This is a genomic window from Mucilaginibacter endophyticus (assembly GCF_003351025.1).
In the GTDB taxonomy this organism is placed as follows: domain Bacteria; phylum Bacteroidota; class Bacteroidia; order Sphingobacteriales; family Sphingobacteriaceae; genus Mucilaginibacter; species Mucilaginibacter endophyticus.
The window spans coordinates 31,326-50,650 of record NZ_QPCG01000004.1 but is presented as its reverse complement, the minus strand read 5'-3'; the positions used below and the strand labels follow the sequence as shown (position 1 = coordinate 50,650).

The following is a 19,325-nucleotide window of genomic DNA, read 5'->3' as shown; positions in this document are numbered from 1 at the left end:
ATGAAACTAATAGAATGCGTACCCAATTTTAGCGAAGGTGTAAACCTTGATATCATTAAACAGATTACCAATGCCGTGGAAACTGTTGACGGTGTAAGGCTCTTGAATGTTGACCCCGGTAAAGCCACTAACCGCACCGTGGTAACTTTTGTTGGCGAACCCGAAAAGGTGATTGAGGCAGCATTCCTGGCAATAAAAAAGGCCGGTGAGCTCATCGATATGAGCAAGCAAAAAGGCGAACACCCAAGGATGGGCGCAACGGATGTGTGTCCGCTGATACCGATCAGTAATATTACCATGGAAGAAACCGCTGAATATGCCAGGCAGTTAGCTAAGCGGGTGGGCGAGGAGTTACAGATCCCGGTTTATTTGTACGAGGCGGCGCAGCCGAACAAAAGGCGGAGTAATCTTTCGGTGATCAGGGCGGGTGAGTATGAAGGCTTTTTTAAGAAGATCAAGCAACCGGAATGGGCTCCTGATTTTGGTCCGGCGGAGAATGATGTTAAACGTGGGGCAACTGTGATTGGGGCAAGAGATTTTTTGGTGGCTTACAATGTTAACCTGAATACTACATCTGTACGCAGGGCAAATTCCATCGCTTTTGATGTGCGTGAGGCTGGTCGCACCATGCGCGAAGGCGACCCGATAAACGGCAAAATAATATACGATGAAAATGGCAAGGCCAAAACCATTCCCGGATCGTTAAAAGCAGTAAAGGCCATTGGTTGGTATATTGAGGAATATGGCGTTGCCCAGATCTCCATGAACCTGACCAATATTAATATCACCCCTGTTCATAAGGCATTTGATGAAGTGTGTGATAAAGCCGCAGCACGGGGTATCCGTGTAACAGGTAGTGAGCTGGTAGGTTTGATCCCACTGAAAGCTATGCTTGATGCAGGCAGGTACTTTTTAGAGAAGCAGCAGCGCTCGGTGGGCGTAAGTGAAAAGGAGCTGATTAAAATTGCCATTAAATCGATGGGATTGGATGAGCTTTCGTCGTTTAAACCTGAAGAGCGTATTATTGAATACTTGTTGAAAGATAAAGCCGATAGCAAGCTCATTAACATGAGCCTTACCGATCTGGCCGACGAAACCGCCAGTGAAAGTCCTGCTCCGGGTGGAGGTTCTATCTCGGCGGCTGTTGGGGCTTTAGGCGCCTCGCTGGCTACTATGGTGGCTAACCTGAGCTCGCATAAAAAAGGCTGGGACAACCGCTGGCGGGAATTTAGCGATTGGGCGCAGAAAGGGCAGCAGTTTAAAAATGATCTCCTGGTATTGGTAGGTCAGGATACAACAGCCTTTAACCAAATTATGCAGGCTTTCAGTCTGCCAAAATCAAACGACGAAGAAAAAGCAACCCGTGATAAGGCTATCCAGGATGCTACCCGCTACGCCATCGAAATCCCATTCAAAGTAATGGAGACCGCGCTGAATAGCATGGAGGTAATAAAAGCTATGGTTTTATCCGGTAATCCAAATTCAATAACCGATGCCGGTGTAGCCGCCCTCTGTGCCCGCACGGCAGTATTGGGTGCTTTTATGAATGTGAAGATCAATGCTTCCGGCTATAAGGATAAAGCTTATGTGATTGATATTATTTACCGTGGCAATGAAATTGAGCGGAATGCTATTGCCTTAGAAGCGGAGATTATTGAGTTGGTGAATGGGAAGATTGGGGTGGAATAATAGTTGCAACTAACAACTACCGCGGGTTTAGCGATAAACAAGAAGAAATAAAAATCATTTCATTGCGAGCGAAGCGTGGCAATCGCACGGAAGGAGGGCCGCCCTGTATAGCATGCGATTGCTTCGTCGTTCCTCCTCGCAATGACATTTTTTTGTCGTGCAAGTGATCTTCTGATTGAAAATCCGATATTTTTGTGTAAAACCTCTTCATTCCCCCTTTAGGGGATAAGGGGGCTTATTCCCTCTTATAATCCTTATGCACAATCAAAAAGCTGGCGCGTTCTTCTTTATGAAAAGGGATATTCCAGTTACCCTGGTAGGTGATTTTTGTTGGTAGCGGCTCGCCATCAAAATTGTTGAGCTCAATGTTCATTTGCACATTAAAATCCAAGAACATATTGCTGAACTTCATATCAATATAGCGACCCAATATCTGGAAAGTGCGCTCATCAAAAATGGTGGTCATCTCCTTGATCATGGTATCGCTGTCGGATGTACTGGGTTTACAACGTACTTTAAATCTGTAAACGGGAATAGTATCAAGGTATTTACCACGTGCAAACTCATAGTAATAGTACTGGCGCATATCGCTGCCAAATATTTCGGTCTTACTGCTGATAAATGGAATCCCCGATACTTTACGCCCCGGAGTGAAGATCAGCGTTTTGAGCTTGCTTTTATATGATTCATTTTTGCCTCCTGAGCCGGGGAGGGCGTCGCCCTTGGTAAAATCGGAGTTGTAGGCGTTCATGAAAATAAAATCGAACATCTCAACCGTGTACAGCTGGTATTTGCCGTTCTTTTTGTAAACATCGCCACTGTCTTTCTTGGCTACGTATTCAATTTTATGTTTACCGGCGGCGTCACTATGCAGTATTTTACGATAGATTCGTCCGTTTACCTTGTTTTTATTGTCATACGTAAAAATGCGGTTTTCGGCAGTAAAGCCGAACTTTTTCATGTTTTGGAATGCCTGGTAAAAGCCGGTGTCGGCCAATACAGCATCAATAAAATCCTGGGCGTTGAGTTTATGTGAACGGATATCAACTAACGAATCAATAACGATAGTACGGATAGTGTCCGGATTAAAGCGATTGATCTGCTGTGCTTTTACAAACAGACTGGCAGTAGTAAGGATAAGGATCAGGAGAAGTTTTTTCATAGTAAAATTAGGTAAAAGGTTAAAGGCGAAAGGTCAAAGGTAGCTGCACCTTTTGCCTTTCGCCTTTTATCTTTCAGCTCAAAATTAGTTTCCTAATTGCTTAACCGCCAAATAAGCCATTAAACCTGTACTTACCTTGAACGCGTCTTCCTCTACATCAAAAGTAGGTGTGTGTACCGATGACGTAATGCCGCGGGCTTCGTTACGTGTGCCAAGGCGATAGAAACAGCTATTGGCAACCTGCGAATAATAAGCAAAATCTTCTGCCGCCATCCATATATCAAGGTCAAGCACGTTCTCTTTACCTAAATAATCTTCGGCGTGGCCACGGGTGGCGTGGGTTAGTTTTTCTTCGTTGATCAGGAATGGATAACCACGCATAATATTAAAATCACAGCTTCCGCCCATGCTTTCGGCAATGCCTTCGGCCATTTTTTTCATGCGTTTGTGAGCCTCATCGCGCCATTTCTCATCCATGGTGCGGAAAGTACCCTCCAGGTAAACCTCGTTAGGGATCACGTTGGTCGCGCCATTAGCAATCACTTTTCCAAATGACAGGACCGACGGACTTTTAGGATCTGCAAAACGGCTAACCACCTGTTGAAGGGCAGTCAGGATATGAGCGGTTATAATTACCGGATCAATATTTTGTTGCGGTTGTGCACCGTGGCCACCTTTACCTTTAACCGTAACATAAATCTCATCGGTTGAAGCCATGTATTTACCCGCACGGAAACCTACTTTACCGGCATCAATTAAAGGCATTACGTGCTGACCTAAAACCGCGGCAGGTTTAGGATTTTCCAACACACCTTCTTTGATCATCAGGCTGGCGCCGCCAGGCAGTTTTTCTTCAGCCGGTTGAAAGATCAGTTTCACTGTACCTGCAAACTGACTTTTTAGCTCAGTTAATATTTTAGCTGTACCCAATAATGATGAGGTGTGCGCGTCATGACCGCAGGCATGCATTACGCCCGCGTTTTGTGATTTATACGGAACGTCATTAGCTTCCAGTATCGGCAAGGCGTCCATATCGGCACGCAGGGCAACTACGTTAGCTGCATCTGATGGTTTTTCGCCTTTAATGAGGGCTACCAGGCCTGTGTCGGCCATTTTATGGTACTCCAAACCAAGCTCTTCAAGCTTGCGGGCAACATATGCCGAGGTTTGAATTTCATGAAATGAAAGCTCTGGATTGGCGTGCAGGTGACGGCGGTTGGCCACTACCTCGCCAAATATTTTTGCGGATAATTCCTGTATTTGCTCTTTAATCATTATTGATATCCGTTTTAGGGAGATTTATTTTTTCGGGAATGATGAATATGCTCGAAAACGATGACCGCAGGTCCTGTACCAGCTTCTCGGCTTCGAGGCGTGTACGAAAATCACCTGCTTTTACCTTAAAGTTAGGATCACGGTAGGTGATGTACGTTCGCAGTTCGGGGTGTTGTTGCTGCAGACGATTTTGCGCATTGTAAGCATCTTTACGGTTTGAGCCGCTAAAAAATTGCACCCGGTACCCGTAAGATGCCCCGGCGGCGTCTGTACCCGTTGTGCCATTTAGCGAAAAGCGTTTGGCTATCAGCGTGTCAAGCAGCGGGTCTTTTATTACCTCAACCTTGCCACGGGTTTGAGCAAAGGTCTGGCTTGATGCCAGGAGTAATAAAACAAAAAAGCAGTATCTGATTACGGCTGGTTTAGCTTGATGATCAAATACTGCTTTTTTCATAGTCACCCCCTCTAAATCTCCCCCTTGGGGGAGACTTTTATGGTATTTTTTTTAATTACGTTTTTAAAGCCCTCTCCCTCCGGGTAGGGTTGGGAGGGTTAATTCTGCCCTACGCCGTGGCAGTTTTTATATTTTTTACCACTACCACAAGGGCAAGGATCATTACGGCCAATTTTATTTTCAGCCCTCACCGGGGTGATTTTCTGTGGCTCCTGAAAGTCATCCATCGGCACGCCGTTGCTTTCGCTAACTACTTCGGCCTTGGTTGTTTTCATTTTGCGCAGGTCAAGCTTTGGTTCAGGCTTTGCTTCCCTTATCTCTTCAGCTCGTTGCTGAACCGGGATACCACCACGGAACAGGAAGCTTACAATTTCCTTGTTCACATTGGCCAACATGCCCCTAAACAATTCAAACGCCTCAAACTTGTAAACCAATAACGGATCCTTTTGCTCATAAACCGCGTTTTGTACAGATTGTTTTAACTCGTCCATTTCACGCAGGTGCTCTTTCCATGCATCGTCTATCAGGTATAAGGTAACGTTTTTCTCAAAAGATTTGAATACCTCGTGACCGTGGTTTTCAACCGCTTTTTTAAGAGGAACGGCTACCTGGATACCGTGGATACCATCGCTGAACGGAACAACAATGTTTTCTATATATTGACCTTGGGTTTCATAAACGTCTTTGATAACCGGGTAAGCCTGTTGTGCAATGGCTTCCTGCTTGCGTTTGTAGAAGTCCATTACCGTCTGGAAAGTTAAGTCGGTAAGTGCTGTAGCCGATTTTGAAGCAAATTCGTCGGCGCTAAGCTCGATATCAACAGAGAATAAGCGGATCACTTCTAAGGTGAAACCTTCGTAGTTGGCGCTTTCTTTATATTCGGTAACGATGTCCTCAACCACATCAAAAATGGTGTTGCTCAGGTCAACATCTAAACGTTCGCCAAACAAGGCATTTTTACGTTTAGTGTAGATCACCGTACGCTGTGAGTTCATCACGTCGTCATACTCCAATAAACGTTTACGGATGCCGAAGTTGTTTTCTTCTACTTTTTTCTGCGCACGCTCAATTGATTTGGAGATCATTGAGTGTTGGATCACTTCACCTTCTTCAATACCCATACGTACCATCAGGCTTGAGATACGCTCTGAGCCGAATAAACGCATCAGGTTATCCTCTAACGATACAAAGAATTGTGAAGAACCCGGATCTCCCTGACGACCAGAACGACCGCGTAACTGCCTGTCAACACGGCGAGATTCGTGACGCTCTGTACCTACGATAGCTAAACCTCCGGCGTCTTTAACGCCTGGGCCTAATTTAATATCCGTACCACGACCAGCCATGTTGGTAGCAATGGTCACCGTACCTGCCTTACCAGCTTCTGCCACAATATCGGCCTCTTTCTGGTGCATTTTGGCGTTCAATACGTTATGTTTGATGCCGCGCAGTTTAAGCATACGGCTTAATAATTCAGAGATCTCAACCGAAGTTGTACCTACCAACACCGGGCGACCGGCTTGGGTAAGCTTCACAATCTCTTCGGCTACTGCATTGTATTTTTCACGTACGGTACGGTAAACCAAATCCTGGCGGTCATCACGTACGATACTCGAATTGGTTGGAATTTCAACCACATCCAGTTTATAAATTTCCCAAAACTCACCAGCTTCAGTAACAGCAGTACCGGTCATACCACAAAGCTTGTGGTACATCCTGAAGTAGTTTTGCAGGGTGATAGTAGCAAAGGTTTGTGTTGCATCTTCAACCTTAACGTTTTCTTTAGCCTCAATAGCCTGGTGTAAACCATCTGAGTAACGGCGACCGTCCAATACACGACCAGTTTGCTCATCAACAATTTTTACTTTGCCTTCGTCAAGGATGTATTCGGTATCCTTTTCAAACAGGGTATAAGCTTTCAATAACTGGTTAACCGAGTGGATACGCTCAGATTTGATAGAGAAGTCGCGCATCAGCGCGTCTTTATGGGCAATCTTATCTTCTGCGCTTAATGCTGATTTTTCAATTTCAGCAATTTCGGTACCTACGTCAGGCATTACAAAGAAGTGCGGATCTTCGCCTGAAGCGGTGATCAGCTCGATACCTTTTTCTGAAAGTTCAACCGAGTTGTTTTTCTCGTCGATAACGAAGAAAAGCTCAGAGTCAACCTTTGGCATCTCTTTGCTTTGATCCTGCATGTAGTGGTTTTCAACTTTTTGCAGGATAGTACGGTTACCGCCTTCGCTCAGGAATTTGATAAGCGCTTTGCTTTTTGGTAAACCGCGGAATGCACGTAGTAAAGCCAATCCACCGCCCTCAACATCAGCATTACCCTCGTTAATTGCCTTTTTTGCTTCGTTCAATACGCCGTTAACATAATTTTTCTGCGCATTAACCAAGCGCTCGATGCGTGGTTTTAACTCATAAAACTCGTGCTCATCACCACGTGGAATAGGGCCTGATATAATTAAAGGTGTACGGGCATCGTCAATCAAAACGGAGTCAACCTCATCCACCATTGCGTAGTGTAGTTTGCGTTGTACCAGCTCTTCAGGGCTGCGTGTCATATTGTCACGCAGGTAGTCGAAACCAAACTCGTTGTTGGTACCAAAAGTAATGTCGGCCAAATAAGCGGCGCGGCGCTGCTCAGAGTTTGGCTCATGTTTATCAATGCAATCAACAGAAAGGCCATGGAATTCATACAGCGGGCCCATCCATTCGCTGTCGCGTCGGGCCAGGTAATCATTCACCGTTACGATGTGAACACCCTGACCTGCAAGGGCATTCAGGTATGCAGGTAGTGTAGCTACCAGCGTTTTACCTTCACCCGTTGCCATTTCCGATATTTTACCCTGGTGTAGTACGGTACCACCAATAAGCTGTACATCGTAGTGAACCATGTTCCAGGTAACTTCGTTACCAGCTGCAATCCAGGTGCTGCTATGGAAAGCTTTATCACCTTTAATAGTCACGTTTGGTTTGCGGGCAGCAAGTTCACGGTCAAACTCGGTTGCGGTAACTTCTAATGATTTATTGGCAGAAAGGCGACTTGCTGTTTCTTTAACTACAGCAAATGCTTCCGGCAATATATTCATCAATATATCTTCAAGCTCTTTGTTACGATCTTTTTCAAGCTTATCAAGCTGAGTATAAAGCTCAACTTTTTCGGCTACATCCATATCAAGCTCGTTTTCTGTACGATCTTTAATGGCTTGTATCTCACTGTCGATGCCTGAAAGGCCTTCGGCAATGGTCTCTTTAAAATATATGGTCTTAGCCCTAAGCTCATCATTACTCAGGGAGCCAAGCTTAGCATATTCAGCCTTAATTTTCTCAACTATAGGCTGTATACTTTTTACATCCCGTTCTGATTTGCTTCCGAAAAGCTTACTGATAAAATTTAACATATTATTTTATTATGATTCAACCGGGTTCAACAATTGCGCCATAGCGGCCAATAGAGCCAAATTGACAGGCAAATGTAAGATTTTGTGCCGAATGCCGAAAGGTTTAAGGCCTAAAGCACTGCCGCCGGATGAAAGATTGACATTGAACTGTTTGTATTTGTTGTTAAATATTGAATTATGCGGTGTAAATGTCTGAACTCGAATTTATCGAATTAAGGGAATTGACAGAATGCTTAGCAAATTATATAGATTCTTTAACTTGATAAACTCTGGCTAAGAAAAATCCGAAATTGAACATTCGAAATCCGAAATCAAAATACCCTGGTTTATTTATCGTTGTTGTTTTTGTCGTCATCTCCGTCCTCGTCATAGCTATCATCGTCATCCAGGTCTTCAAAATCGCCCATGTCCTCCTCATCCTCATTAAATTCGCCAAAAAAGCGGTCTTCATCAAACATCAGCTCTTCCAGTTTTTCCTGTTCTGGCGTACTTGTATCAAAGCGGATGGCCCAATTATCCGGAATATCATAGGTTTTATCAAAACCCCTGATCCACTCTACAAAAACAAGGCGAAACTCTTCTATTTTGTCGCGCATTAGGTTTACGTAGTCTTCCTGGTTAATTTTCACCATCGATGCAAAAGAAACAGCGTTGAACATATCCTGCACGGCCAGCTTAATGAGCACAGCGTTCTGCATGCGTAGTGAATAAAGACTACCACCTTCGGCACCGGCAATTTTTGCCTGGATGAGCGCGGCATTGCTGCACATCTGCACTGCCAGGTGTTCTTTCATGCTATCTTCCTTTAATGATTCGGCAATTACATCTGCCAGGTCAAACAGTTCCTGTGATTTTTGATATACCGGGAGCTTTTCAAACTTTTCAAGTCTACGGGCCATGTGGTAAATTTACTACTTATAACACAAGTAGCCTCATATATAGTATCAAAGCCTTGTTAAAAAAACTATCTTTGCCGCATGAATATCCTGATTCTTGGTTCGGGTGGAAGGGAAAGTGCCTTCGCCTGGAAAGTAGCTCAAAGCCCGAAATGCGAAAAACTTTTTATTGCTCCCGGCAATGCCGGTACTACACAGTACGGTACTAACGTAAATATTAAAGTTACTGACTTTGAAGGTATTAAAGCGCTTGTTTTAAAAGAGGGCATTGATCTGGTGCTGGTTGGCCCCGAAGAACCGTTGGTAAAAGGTGTTCATGATTTTTTCCTGGCCGATGAACAATTGAAAAATATTCCGGTTGTTGGTCCGCAGCAGGAAGGCGCGCAACTGGAAGGCAGCAAAGACTTCTCCAAAGTATTTATGGAGAAACACAACATCCCAACAGCTGCCTACAAAACTTTTACTAAAGATACCTTGGAAGATGGCCTTAGCTATTTAGCGACAGCCGGTTTGCCTGTGGTGCTTAAAGCGGACGGCCTCGCGGCAGGTAAAGGCGTATTGATTTGCCTTACTTTAGAAGAAGCCCAAGCAGAGTTAAAGGCAATGCTGGCCGATGCCAAATTTGGTGAAGCGAGCTCACGTGTGGTAGTTGAGCAGTTTTTAACAGGCATTGAATTGTCTGTATTTGTAATGACCGATGGTAACAGCTATAAGGTATTGCCTGAAGCTAAAGATTATAAACGCATAGGCGAAGGCGATACAGGTTTAAATACCGGCGGTATGGGTTCTATTTCACCTGTTCCGTTTGCTGATGCGGCCTTTATGCAAAAAGTGGAGGAGCGCGTGATTATCCCGACTGTTGAGGGCTTGAAAAAAGATGGCATACCTTATAAAGGCTTTATTTTTATCGGCCTGATGAACAGCAGCGGCGAACCGTGGGTTATTGAATACAACTGCCGCATGGGCGACCCGGAAACCGAAAGCGTAATGCGCCGTATAGATTCTGATTTTGTTGATCTGTTGTTAGGTGTCGCTGAAGGAAATCTCGATACCAAAGAATTAATAATAAGCCCTAAAACTGCTGCTACTGTAGTGATGGTAGCTGGCGGCTATCCGGGCGAATACCTAAAAAATAAAGTAATTACCGGCACCGAGAATGTACGTGATTCTATCGTGTTCCACGCGGGTACAGCAATGGATGGTGAAGATGTGATCACTACCGGCGGTCGTGTACTGGCTATTACTACGGTACAGGATAATATGTTCAGCGCTTTGCAGCAAGCTACTGCCGATGCCAGCCGGATTTACTATGATGGCATGTATTTTAGAAAAGATATCGGGTTTGACCTTTTATAGTCATTTGGCCATTTGACTAGCTATATGAAAAAATAAATGCTGCCGCTCGGCTCCTGCCGAGTGGCGGTTATTCCCGGGCTTCTGGCCTACTACTCCGTCACGGCGGCCGGAGGCCGTTAAATAGTTGCCACTCGGCAGGAGCCGAGCGGCGGCGTTTTGGGCGAGCATCTCACTAACCTCCGATCTCTAATCACCAGCCTCTAATCTCTACAATCGCTTCACCACCCGCTTCAGCACCAATAAATTTTGGCCATTTAAGCTGTAGCCGCTGATATTATTCTGATACAGGTTCACCAGTTTATCATAGTATAGCACCACAACCGGCGATTGCTCCATCATCAGGTTATCCATCTGGCGGTAAATGGTGAAGCGCTTTTCATCGTCTTTTACCTGGTAGGTTTGCTCAAAAAGCTCGTCGAATTTTTTATTATTAAAGCCGGTGTAGTTTGGGCCAAAAGGGATCTTATTTTTAGAATAAAACACCGAAAGGTAATTTTCAGCATCGGGATAGTCAGCTATCCATGAACCATAAAAAAAGTTGATGCCATTTTTGGAGATCAGTTCACGCAGACTGGCACCCTGGGTTATCTCCACGTTTGTTTTTATACCTACACGCTCCAGCTGGCCTTGTACATACTCTATTAAACTACGATAGCCAATGGTAGTAGCCAGTGTAATTTCGGGCATGTTTTTACCATTGGGATAACCCGCGTCACGAAGTAAACAGCGGGCTTTTTCCGGATCATAAGTATAGCCCTTAACACCGGTGCCGTTAAAGCCGGGCATACCCTCTGGCACAAAGCCCTCGTAGCCCGGTGTACCCATACTGTTACGCAGGTATTTGATCATTTTTTCGCGGTCGATGGCATAGTTAATAGCCTGCCTGATCTTCAAAAGCTTTAAAGGCGATTTTTTGACGATGGGCAAAGTAGTATCAACCAGCATACCAAGGTAAATGGTATTTAAATAAGGAGCGGTATTCAGGATGAATTTGCCCTTATATTTTTGAGTAATTCTGCCCGATTTGGTTAGGATATCATCGCGGTAGCTGCCATCAATATCATTCAAAAAATCGATGTTCTTTTTTACAAATTCTAAAAATGAGGTCTGTTTATCGGCAATAAAAGTGGAACGGATGGCGTCAAGATAGGGGAGGCGGTTTCCTTTACGATCTTTTTCCCAGTAATGTTCATTTTTTAAAAATACCAGTACTTCGCCTTCTTTCCAGTATTTAAACCTGAATGGGCCGGTCCCTACCGGATGGCTCCTGAAATCTTTACCGTAAAATTCAACCACCTCTTTAGGCACTACCGAACAATACTGCGCGGTGAGCAGGCTTAAAAATGGTGCGAAAGGTTGTTTAAGCCTGATCTGGAACGTGCTGTCATTCGGCGCCAGGAAAGCGCTTTTGTCTTTTACCTTATCGCTAAAGATCCATGAGCCTGATGAGGCTACTTTTGGATCTATCAGCCTGCCGAAGCTGTAAGCAAAATCAGAAGCTACCGTTCTGCGCCCTTTGCCGCCCACGAAATGCGGATCGTCGTGAAAATAAACATCATTGCGCAGGTGGAAGGTGTAAAGCAAACCATCGGCAGATGTTTCCCAGCTTTTGGCTATGCAGGGAATAGTTTTTAAACTATCATCAATTTGTACCAGGCCGTTATAAAGCTGGTTATCCATCCAGATGGTATAATGGTTGCGACAAAAAGCAGGATCAAGCGAGGTAAGCCCTTCTTCGAGGTTAATATTAAAAACCGTTTTATGTTGATTGGAAGAAGTATCGGTATGGCAGGAGCAAAGCTGAATAGCAAATAATAAAAAGAGGTAATTGATCAGCTTATTCATTCAGGCTAATATATCAATTATCGGGGTAGCGTTGTGAAAGGATGGTTGATTATTACCCGGGGATGATGGATTTTCTTGTCAAAAGTTAAAACAGAAAAGTAAATCCATTTCCTTTGGATGGCTTTTTCATTTCCTCAAACTTTGCAATTTCTTGTCTAAGTAAAAAAGCGTATTCGCCGGCCATAAATTCACGGAATACCTCAATATTTTCATGCTGACGGGTATCAATTAATGCCTGAATATAAGCAGCTTTATTGTCGCTTCGCACAATTGCTAATGGGAGATGGAAATAAGCCTGGATGTAGTTCATTAATAGCCTTGAGGTTCGGCCATTCCCATCATAATAGGGATGTATGCTGACAAGATTGAAATGCGCATCGAAAGAAAGATTAAGCTGCTCAGCTACAGATAATGAAGAATTAATAGCTTCACGAAGCTTTTTTATTAATTCGTTGGTTAAACGCTCTACTTTATCAAAATTGGGAAAGTATGAAATTCCTGCGGTTACATTACCTTTTCTGAATGCTCCGGTTCTGGAATCAACAGTGCCAAGCATGGTGTTATATACCTTGCCGGTATTTTTCATGACCAGGGCGTTAATCTCTTGTAAAAGAGATACTGATAGCTTTTTTTTTGCTTTTGCGCTTTCGATGGTAAAAAGAAGTGCCGCATGATGATCGGTAACCATTAAGCTTTCCTCCAGCGGTTTGCCGTTAGGGGTTCGGCCCTCATTGATCAATACTTGTGCTTCTACTTCGGTTAAGGTTGAGCCTTCTATCCGGGTGGAGTGATGGTCGATAGAGATCAGGTTAAACCGATCATGATCGATCACATCGGCAATGCCAAGATCATTGTATTTTTCTATCAGGTTAAGTATTTCCATCATTTCGCTAATGCGAAAATACTTATAAGTTTTTATAAGTAAGGGCTCAGTTGTTCGGAGACTAAGCCTCTAAACAACTGAGCTTAGGTTAACTTACGCGTCAATCCCCGTTAACCCTTTATAAAAGTGTTTGGCATATCCGGCTATCAGCACATCCTGATCGTTGCCGTTAATGATGCGGCGGGCATTTATCCAGTCGGCATGGGTATCATCAAAATATTTGCCTAAGCCAACGCCGGTAAACATGCCTTTGGTCATGCCATCAATCATGATCTTTGCGGCTATATCTGGTTGTAAGGCCAGTTCGGGGTGGTTGAGCAAATCAACATTTAGATGTTTACCAATGGCGTCATAGTTTTCGTACCAGGTCAGCTGTACAAAGCCGCGACCATAATACAACTGATCGGGCGTGGTATAAGGTACCCGGTGACCCGGTCCGGAACCCATTTTAAATTTTTCGCCATAAGGATGGCCTTTGCCCTTGCCGTTTTCATTTACCGGTTGCATGGTGCCCGCGCATTCATGATAAACAGTGCCGAGCATGTAAGCTACCTTGTGCTGATCGGTTATGCCTGCATTGGCGGCAGCGCTCAAAATGGTTTCAATGCCATCAACCTGGCTTTGTGAAAGGTGACCTTTAAATACGGTGTCACGAATGGTGTCATAAAATTCTTTTGTTCCTGGCATAGCCTTAAAATTTAGGTTTTAGAAATATATAAGATACTGTAAACGAACGTTTCAGATTAAATAGGTGTGAAGAACTGAATAAAGGTAGATATTCGTGTTTGGAATATCAAAGTTGATTTTCAAAGACTTGCGAGGGATTCGCGGTCGTGTTTGCAGGTGAGATGCACCTGTCGGGAGATTGTAAAGCACCCGCTTTAAAACGGGTGCTTTGAGTTTTAGAACCGGTCTTTTAAAAACTTGCCGGTATAGCTGTCTTTTTGTTTTATAAGGTCTTCGGGTACGCCTTCAAACACAACTTTACCACCACGGTCGCCACCTTCAGGGCCTATGTCGATAACCCAGTCGGCACATTTGATCACATCCATATTATGCTCAATAACAATAATAGTATTGCCATGATCAAGCAGGGCGTCAAATGATTTTAGCAGCTTTTTAATATCAGCAAAGTGTAGGCCGGTGGTTGGCTCGTCAAAAATAAACAGTGTTTTATTGGTGTTGTTGCCCTTCACCAGGAATGATGCAAGCTTAATACGCTGTGCTTCACCGCCTGATAGGGTATTTGACGATTGGCCTAACTGAACATAGCCTAAACCAACATCAACCAGTGGTTTAATTTTAGCGATGATCTTAGGTTCTTTTGCAAAAAACTCAACAGCTTCATCAATGGTCATGTTCAGGATATCCGATACATTTTTTTCTTTGTACTGGATATCTAAAATATGTTGTTTAAAACGATGACCACCACAGGTTTCGCAGGTAAGGAAGATATCTGCCATAAATTGCATCTCTATCTTCACCTCACCCTCGCCCTGGCAAACATCACAACGGCCACCTTCAACGTTAAATGAAAACGCCGAAGGCTTTAATCCCGCTGCTTTAGAGGCAGGTTGTGCAGCGTAGAGGTTCCGGATCTCATCCCAGGCTTTCACGTAAGTAACCGGGTTTGAACGCGACGAGCGGCCGATAGGATTTTGGTCAACCAGTTCAACCTGTTCAATTTTGCTGTAATCGCCGTCAATGGCATCGTATGAGCCTGTTTGTTCGCCCGAATAATTACCCAAAGCCTTTTGAACAGCCGGCGCAAGAATGCGTTTCACCAAACTGGTTTTACCCGAGCCTGATACACCTGTAACGACCGTGAGCACACCTAATGGGAATTTGGCATTTACATGCTGAAGGTTGTTTTCGCGGGCACCTTTTATTTCAATAAAATCATGCCATTTACGACGGCTTGCCGGGATTGTTATTTCTTCGCGGCCACTTAGGTATTTGCCGGTTAAACTTTTGTCGTCCTTTATTATTTCATCATAGGTTCCGGTAAATACCAGTTCGCCGCCATGCGTACCGGCTTCCGGGCCTATATCTATGATATAGTCGGCAGCCTTCATGATCTCTTCTTCGTGCTCCACAACCAATACGGTATTACCCACATCGCGAAGCGATTTTAACACGGTAATTAATCTTTGTGTATCACGAGGGTGCAAGCCGATACTTGGCTCATCAAGTACATAAACAGAACCAACGAGGCTACTACCTAATGATGTGGCCAGGTTGATACGCTGAGATTCACCGCCTGATAAAGTATTTGATAAACGGTTAAGCGTTAAGTAGCTTAAGCCTACATCATTTAAAAAGCCAAGGCGATTGGTGATCTCCATCAACAGGCGTTTACCGATTTTGGCATCGGTTTCGTTCAGTTCAAGAGATTTGAAAAACTCATATGCTTTATCCAATGGCATCAATACCACATCGGTGATTGACTTTTTGCTGATCTTCACATAAGAAGCATCTATCCGTAAACGACTGCCTTTACACTCCGGGCAAGTAGTTTTGCCCCTGTATCGCGATAGCAAAACACGGTACTGGATCTTATACGTTTGCTCCTCCATCTCCTTGAAAAACTCATCAAGGCCACGGAAAAATTTATTGCCCGTCCATAACAGGCGCTGTTCTTTTTCGGTTAGCTGGTTATATTGACGATGGATAGGGAAATCGAATTTTAGTGCATGCCTTACCAGGGCATCATTCCATTCGCGCATTTTTTCGCCTCGCCACGGAGCGATAGCGCCCTCATAAATAGATTTGCTTTTATCGGGGATAACCAGATCTTCATCAATCCCGATCACCTTGCCATAACCCTCACATTTTTTACAGGCGCCGTAAGGATTGTTAAAGCTGAAGAAGTTTGGCGTAGGTTCTTCAAACTTAAGCCCGTCCAGTTCAAAGCGATCGCAGAAAAAACGTTCGTGTTCTGTTTCGCCATCAGGTTCCTGGAAACGGACAAAACAATCGCCTTTGGCTTCAAAAAAGGCAGTTTGTATCGAGTCGCCTAAACGGCTAACGGTTTCATCTTCTTCGTTCTTGGTAACGCGGTCAACAACTATACGAACAGCGGTTTGCTGATCAGTTTCTATTGCTTCTGCCACAGCCTTTTTCGCTTTGGTCTTTTTGATCTCAACCACCGGTTCGGCTGCCATTAAAGGAACGTTTTCTACGGTTTCGTCCTCTAATAAAGATTCGATGCGCGAGAGCTTGCCGTTATACTCGACGCGTACAAAACCTTTTTGCATTAAAACGGCCAGCTCTTCTTTAAGGCTCCTGTTGTTATGCGGGTGCAACGGGGCTAGAATAGTTACCTGCGTTTCATTGGGCAGTGAAAGCACAAAATTTACCACATCGGTAACCGAATCTTTTTTTACGATGTTGCCGGATATAGGCGATATGGTCTTACCAATACGCGAGAACAGCAGTTTCAGGTAATCATAAATTTCGGTTGATGTACCAACTGTTGAACGCGGATTTGAGGTAATTACCTTTTGCTCAATAGCTATTGCAGGTGCAATACCTTTAATATAGTCGACATCGGGTTTGTTCATACGGCCCAAAAACTGGCGGGCGTATGATGAAAGGCTTTCCACATAACGGCGTTGGCCTTCGGCATATAAAGTATCGAAAGCGAGCGATGATTTGCCCGAGCCCGACATGCCGGTAACTACCACCAGTTTGTTTTTGGGGATAGCCACATCAAGGTTTTTAAGGTTATGCACCCTTGCGCCTTTTATGATAATATGTTTTTGCGGATCTTTTTCTGCTTCTTTACTCATTCTGTTGAATTAGTTCATCGTTCAGGATTGATAGGTCATAGCTTGTACCATAAGGGTTACGGCAAATAAAATACCATGAACCATGATCTACTATCCATGAACTTTTTGCGAATGCAAAAATCCTAAAATATTTAGCAGAATCCAAATGAGTTTTACTTGTTTGTTGGATTAAACTACGTGAAATATTGGAGTTTACAGTTTGTTGACTTTTTAAAGTTTAATGTTGTTTTAACAACTACTTTTTAAAAAATTTATTTTGGTGAATGATTAAACCTTCGGTATTAAAAGTCAGTCTAAAGGTAGCTAACCAAATAAATGATTGTTTAATCACTGGTTTTGCCGATTAAATAGTAAAGTTGAGCTTTTAAAAAAAATTTTATTTGTTTTTTTGTCAATAATTTATTTTATTTGAGGAAACAAATCTTTAACCCCTAAGGAGCAAGCTATAGAATACACTTTACTTTAAAAGGTTTTAACTAAAAATTAAGTTTAAGTAGTACTTTCTATGGATTTTCAATTGAAAAGTGATCAGGATCTAATCCATCTATACGTAGCCGGCGACGAAGCAGGCTTAGTAGAATTGATAAGGCGTTACCAATCAAAAATATACACTTCTATTTACCTGTTGGTAAAAGACGAATACCTTGCTGAAGATATTTTTCAGGATGCTTTTATTAAAGTGATCAATACACTTAAAGCCGGCAAATATAACGAGGAAGGTAAATTTTTGCCTTGGGTAACCCGTATAGCGCATAATTTGGTAATTGACCATTTCCGAAGGGAAAAACGTGCGCCAATGATCAGTAATGGCGATGATTTTGACATTTTTGAGGTGCTTGGTAATTACGATGAAAGTACCGAGGACAAAATGGTCAGGGATCAAACCCATAAAGATCTTAAAGCGCTGATCCAGTTGCTTCCGTCCGAGCAGAAGGAAGTATTGATCATGCGTCACTTTGGCGATATGAGCTTTAAAGAGATTGCAGATATTACCGAAGTTAGTATCAATACCGCGCTTGGCCGTATGCGTTACGCGCTTAATAATCTCCGCAAAATGATGCAAAGCAAGGAGCTTAGCCTTAAAAATTAAGGTTAACTAAACCTACATAGAAGGTTAGAATATTATTGTTTAGGTTAAATCGAACAATAATATCCTAGCCTTATTTTTTGCTCTAAATTTTGATAAGTTTTCATTATCTGTTGATATAAAGTTGCTTACTGTTGCAAAAGCGTGATCCCTGCCTCTCAGGCCTGAATTTCCCGAAATAAAAATTTCATTTAATTTTCATTTAACAAAATATTATCTTTAAGCCACCGTTATAAACCATATAAAAATTATAGTAAAATAAGCTTATGGATGAAACCTTTACAAAAACGTTGAATGCATTAGCTAACGAAGCTGAAATGAACAGGAATGTACAAGAAAATCTGGATGCCGACGAAGTGATTTTTTACAATTCAATTCGTGCTGATTTGGACCTGCTGATCAGGAAACCCAAAGTGCAAACCATACACCAGATCCTGGACTATTCGAAGAGCTTACGTTAGTAGATTGCGGATTCCCCCACTGGTTCATAGATCATGATTGTTGAAAAGGTTGCCGATGCGAATCGAAAAACCGAAACCCAATGAGTGATTTATGAACCTTTCTATTTTTAAGATGGTTGATTAGTTCATTTGTTCACTGGTTCATTAGTGAATAGTTATAGAGACTTTGCTTTATGCTATTTATTAAGCAATATTGCAAAATGTTGCGGGCTCACTGTGCAGCTACTAATGAACGAATGAACCAGTGAACAAATGAACTATGCTAAAAGCCGAACGCTACCGCCATTTTGTTGAATATTTTTCTAAAAATCAGCCTAATCCCGTTACCGAGCTGCATTATAATAACCCGTTTCAGTTGTTGGTGGCTGTGATACTTTCGGCCCAATGTACAGATAAACGTATTAACCAGGTAACCCCTGCATTATTTGAGCGTTTTCCTACTGCACAAGACCTGGCCGCGGCAACATCCGACGAGGTTTTTTCTTATATCCGTTCTGTAAGTTATCCTAATAATAAGGCCAAACACCTGGTAGGTATGGGCAAAATGCTGATAGATGTTTTTAACGGCGAAGTACCATCAGGGATAGAAAACCTGCAGAAATTACCCGGTGTAGGCCGTAAAACAGCAAACGTAATTGCTTCAGTTGTTTTTGAGGAGCCGGCCATGGCTGTTGATACTCATGTGTTCAGAGTGGCTAACCGTATTGGTTTAACCAATAATGCGCGTACGCCGCTGGCTGTTGAAAAACAACTGGTTCAAAATATTCCGAAAGAATACATAGCCGTAGCACATCACTGGCTGATATTGCATGGCCGGTATATTTGCCTGGCGCGCAGTCCCAAATGCGATGTTTGCCCGCTAACCTGGTTTTGCCGGTACTATGAACGTAACAATACCGAAGCCGCCCTGCAAAGAGCAGAAGCCGCCAAGGTTAAAAAAGCCAAAGAGGCTAAAAAGAAAAAAGCACTGAATACCATAAGTAAGGAACTGAAGAAGAGGAGTGTGGAGAAATAGTTGA

The 19,325-nt window shown here is 43.3% G+C and carries 14 protein-coding genes; 5 read left to right on the top strand and 9 right to left on the bottom strand.

Annotated features, from left to right (window positions below):
- Complete coding sequence (ftcD, locus tag DUL71_RS17065; protein ID WP_114939259.1) at nucleotides 1-1,689, top strand: glutamate formimidoyltransferase; 1,689 nt, start codon at nucleotides 1-3, stop codon at nucleotides 1,687-1,689.
- 235 nt (nucleotides 1,690-1,924) lie between these two features.
- Here the strand turns inward: ftcD and DUL71_RS17060 are convergent, their stop codons facing one another.
- The 5 genes from DUL71_RS17060 to DUL71_RS17040 form a co-directional block, all read right to left on the bottom strand.
- Nucleotides 1,925-2,851, bottom strand: coding sequence for a hypothetical protein (locus DUL71_RS17060; protein WP_114939258.1), 927 nt, complete (start codon nucleotides 2,849-2,851; stop codon nucleotides 1,925-1,927).
- Between the two features lie 84 nt (nucleotides 2,852-2,935).
- Entirely contained in the window at nucleotides 2,936-4,126 is a 1,191-nt protein-coding gene (locus DUL71_RS17055) for a M20 metallopeptidase family protein (protein WP_114939257.1), read from the bottom strand.
- Nucleotides 4,119-4,580, bottom strand: coding sequence for an SPOR domain-containing protein (locus tag DUL71_RS17050; RefSeq protein ID WP_114939256.1), 462 nt, complete (start codon nucleotides 4,578-4,580; stop codon nucleotides 4,119-4,121). Before DUL71_RS17050 ends, DUL71_RS17055 begins: the two co-directional genes overlap by 8 nt.
- A 98-nt stretch (nucleotides 4,581-4,678) precedes the next feature.
- The gene (gene secA / locus DUL71_RS17045; RefSeq protein WP_114939255.1) at nucleotides 4,679-7,987 is read right to left on the bottom strand and encodes a preprotein translocase subunit SecA; all 3,309 of its coding nucleotides are present in this window, start codon (nucleotides 7,985-7,987) and stop codon (nucleotides 4,679-4,681) included.
- A 326-nt stretch (nucleotides 7,988-8,313) separates the two neighbouring features.
- Entirely contained in the window at nucleotides 8,314-8,886 is a 573-nt protein-coding gene (locus DUL71_RS17040) for a hypothetical protein (protein WP_114939254.1), read from the bottom strand.
- 78 nt (nucleotides 8,887-8,964) lie between these two features.
- Here DUL71_RS17040 and purD point away from each other — a divergent pair, with 78 nt between their 5' ends.
- Nucleotides 8,965-10,239, top strand: coding sequence for a phosphoribosylamine--glycine ligase (gene purD, locus DUL71_RS17035; RefSeq protein WP_114939253.1), 1,275 nt, complete (start codon nucleotides 8,965-8,967; stop codon nucleotides 10,237-10,239).
- Nucleotides 10,240-10,446: 207 nt separating this feature from the next.
- Here purD and DUL71_RS17030 read toward each other — a convergent pair whose 3' ends face one another.
- The 4 genes from DUL71_RS17030 to uvrA form a co-directional block, all read right to left on the bottom strand.
- Nucleotides 10,447-12,084: an ABC transporter substrate-binding protein gene (locus DUL71_RS17030; protein WP_114939252.1), complete on the bottom strand. Its 1,638-nt coding sequence runs from the start codon at nucleotides 12,082-12,084 to the stop codon at nucleotides 10,447-10,449.
- 85 nt (nucleotides 12,085-12,169) lie between these two features.
- Nucleotides 12,170-12,970 carry a Fic family protein gene (locus DUL71_RS17025; protein ID WP_244228784.1) on the bottom strand — a complete coding sequence of 267 codons (801 nt, stop codon included), beginning with the start codon at nucleotides 12,968-12,970 and terminating at the stop codon, nucleotides 12,170-12,172.
- Between the two features lie 90 nt (nucleotides 12,971-13,060).
- Entirely contained in the window at nucleotides 13,061-13,654 is a 594-nt protein-coding gene (locus DUL71_RS17020) for a glycoside hydrolase family 19 protein (protein ID WP_114939251.1), read from the bottom strand.
- 215 nt (nucleotides 13,655-13,869) lie between these two features.
- A complete protein-coding gene (uvrA, locus tag DUL71_RS17015; protein WP_114939250.1) occupies nucleotides 13,870-16,758 on the bottom strand; it encodes an excinuclease ABC subunit UvrA in 2,889 nt (962 codons plus the stop codon).
- Between the two features lie 505 nt (nucleotides 16,759-17,263).
- On the opposite strand from uvrA, the gene DUL71_RS17010 reads away from it, so the two are divergent.
- The 3 genes from DUL71_RS17010 (at nucleotide 17,264) to nth (ending at nucleotide 19,321) form a co-directional block, all read left to right on the top strand.
- Nucleotides 17,264-17,848, top strand: a complete 585-nt coding sequence (locus DUL71_RS17010; protein WP_112575763.1) for an RNA polymerase sigma factor — start codon at nucleotides 17,264-17,266, stop codon at nucleotides 17,846-17,848.
- 263 nt (nucleotides 17,849-18,111) lie between these two features.
- Nucleotides 18,112-18,306 (top strand): hypothetical protein, encoded by a 195-nt coding sequence (locus DUL71_RS17005; RefSeq protein WP_091174692.1) that lies wholly within the window; start codon nucleotides 18,112-18,114, stop codon nucleotides 18,304-18,306.
- A 259-nt stretch (nucleotides 18,307-18,565) separates the two neighbouring features.
- The gene (gene nth / locus DUL71_RS17000; RefSeq protein WP_114939249.1) at nucleotides 18,566-19,321 is read left to right on the top strand and encodes an endonuclease III; all 756 of its coding nucleotides are present in this window, start codon (nucleotides 18,566-18,568) and stop codon (nucleotides 19,319-19,321) included.
- The last annotated feature ends 4 nt before the right edge of the window (nucleotides 19,322-19,325 follow it).

Coding starts and splice junctions, on each gene's coding strand:
- nth (WP_114939249.1), top strand. CDS start 18,566: ATGCTAAAAGCCGAACGCTACCGCCATTTTGTTGAATATTTTTCTAAA.
- DUL71_RS17025 (WP_244228784.1), bottom strand. CDS start 12,970: ATGATGGAAATACTTAACCTGATAGAAAAATACAATGATCTTGGCATT.
- ftcD (WP_114939259.1), top strand. CDS start 1: ATGAAACTAATAGAATGCGTACCCAATTTTAGCGAAGGTGTAAACCTT.
- DUL71_RS17050 (WP_114939256.1), bottom strand. CDS start 4,580: ATGAAAAAAGCAGTATTTGATCATCAAGCTAAACCAGCCGTAATCAGA.
- DUL71_RS17020 (WP_114939251.1), bottom strand. CDS start 13,654: ATGCCAGGAACAAAAGAATTTTATGACACCATTCGTGACACCGTATTT.
- DUL71_RS17010 (WP_112575763.1), top strand. CDS start 17,264: ATGGATTTTCAATTGAAAAGTGATCAGGATCTAATCCATCTATACGTA.
- DUL71_RS17060 (WP_114939258.1), bottom strand. CDS start 2,851: ATGAAAAAACTTCTCCTGATCCTTATCCTTACTACTGCCAGTCTGTTT.
- purD (WP_114939253.1), top strand. CDS start 8,965: ATGAATATCCTGATTCTTGGTTCGGGTGGAAGGGAAAGTGCCTTCGCC.
- DUL71_RS17030 (WP_114939252.1), bottom strand. CDS start 12,084: ATGAATAAGCTGATCAATTACCTCTTTTTATTATTTGCTATTCAGCTT.
- secA (WP_114939255.1), bottom strand. CDS start 7,987: ATGTTAAATTTTATCAGTAAGCTTTTCGGAAGCAAATCAGAACGGGAT.
- DUL71_RS17040 (WP_114939254.1), bottom strand. CDS start 8,886: ATGGCCCGTAGACTTGAAAAGTTTGAAAAGCTCCCGGTATATCAAAAA.
- uvrA (WP_114939250.1), bottom strand. CDS start 16,758: ATGAGTAAAGAAGCAGAAAAAGATCCGCAAAAACATATTATCATAAAA.
- DUL71_RS17055 (WP_114939257.1), bottom strand. CDS start 4,126: ATGATTAAAGAGCAAATACAGGAATTATCCGCAAAAATATTTGGCGAG.
- DUL71_RS17005 (WP_091174692.1), top strand. CDS start 18,112: ATGGATGAAACCTTTACAAAAACGTTGAATGCATTAGCTAACGAAGCT.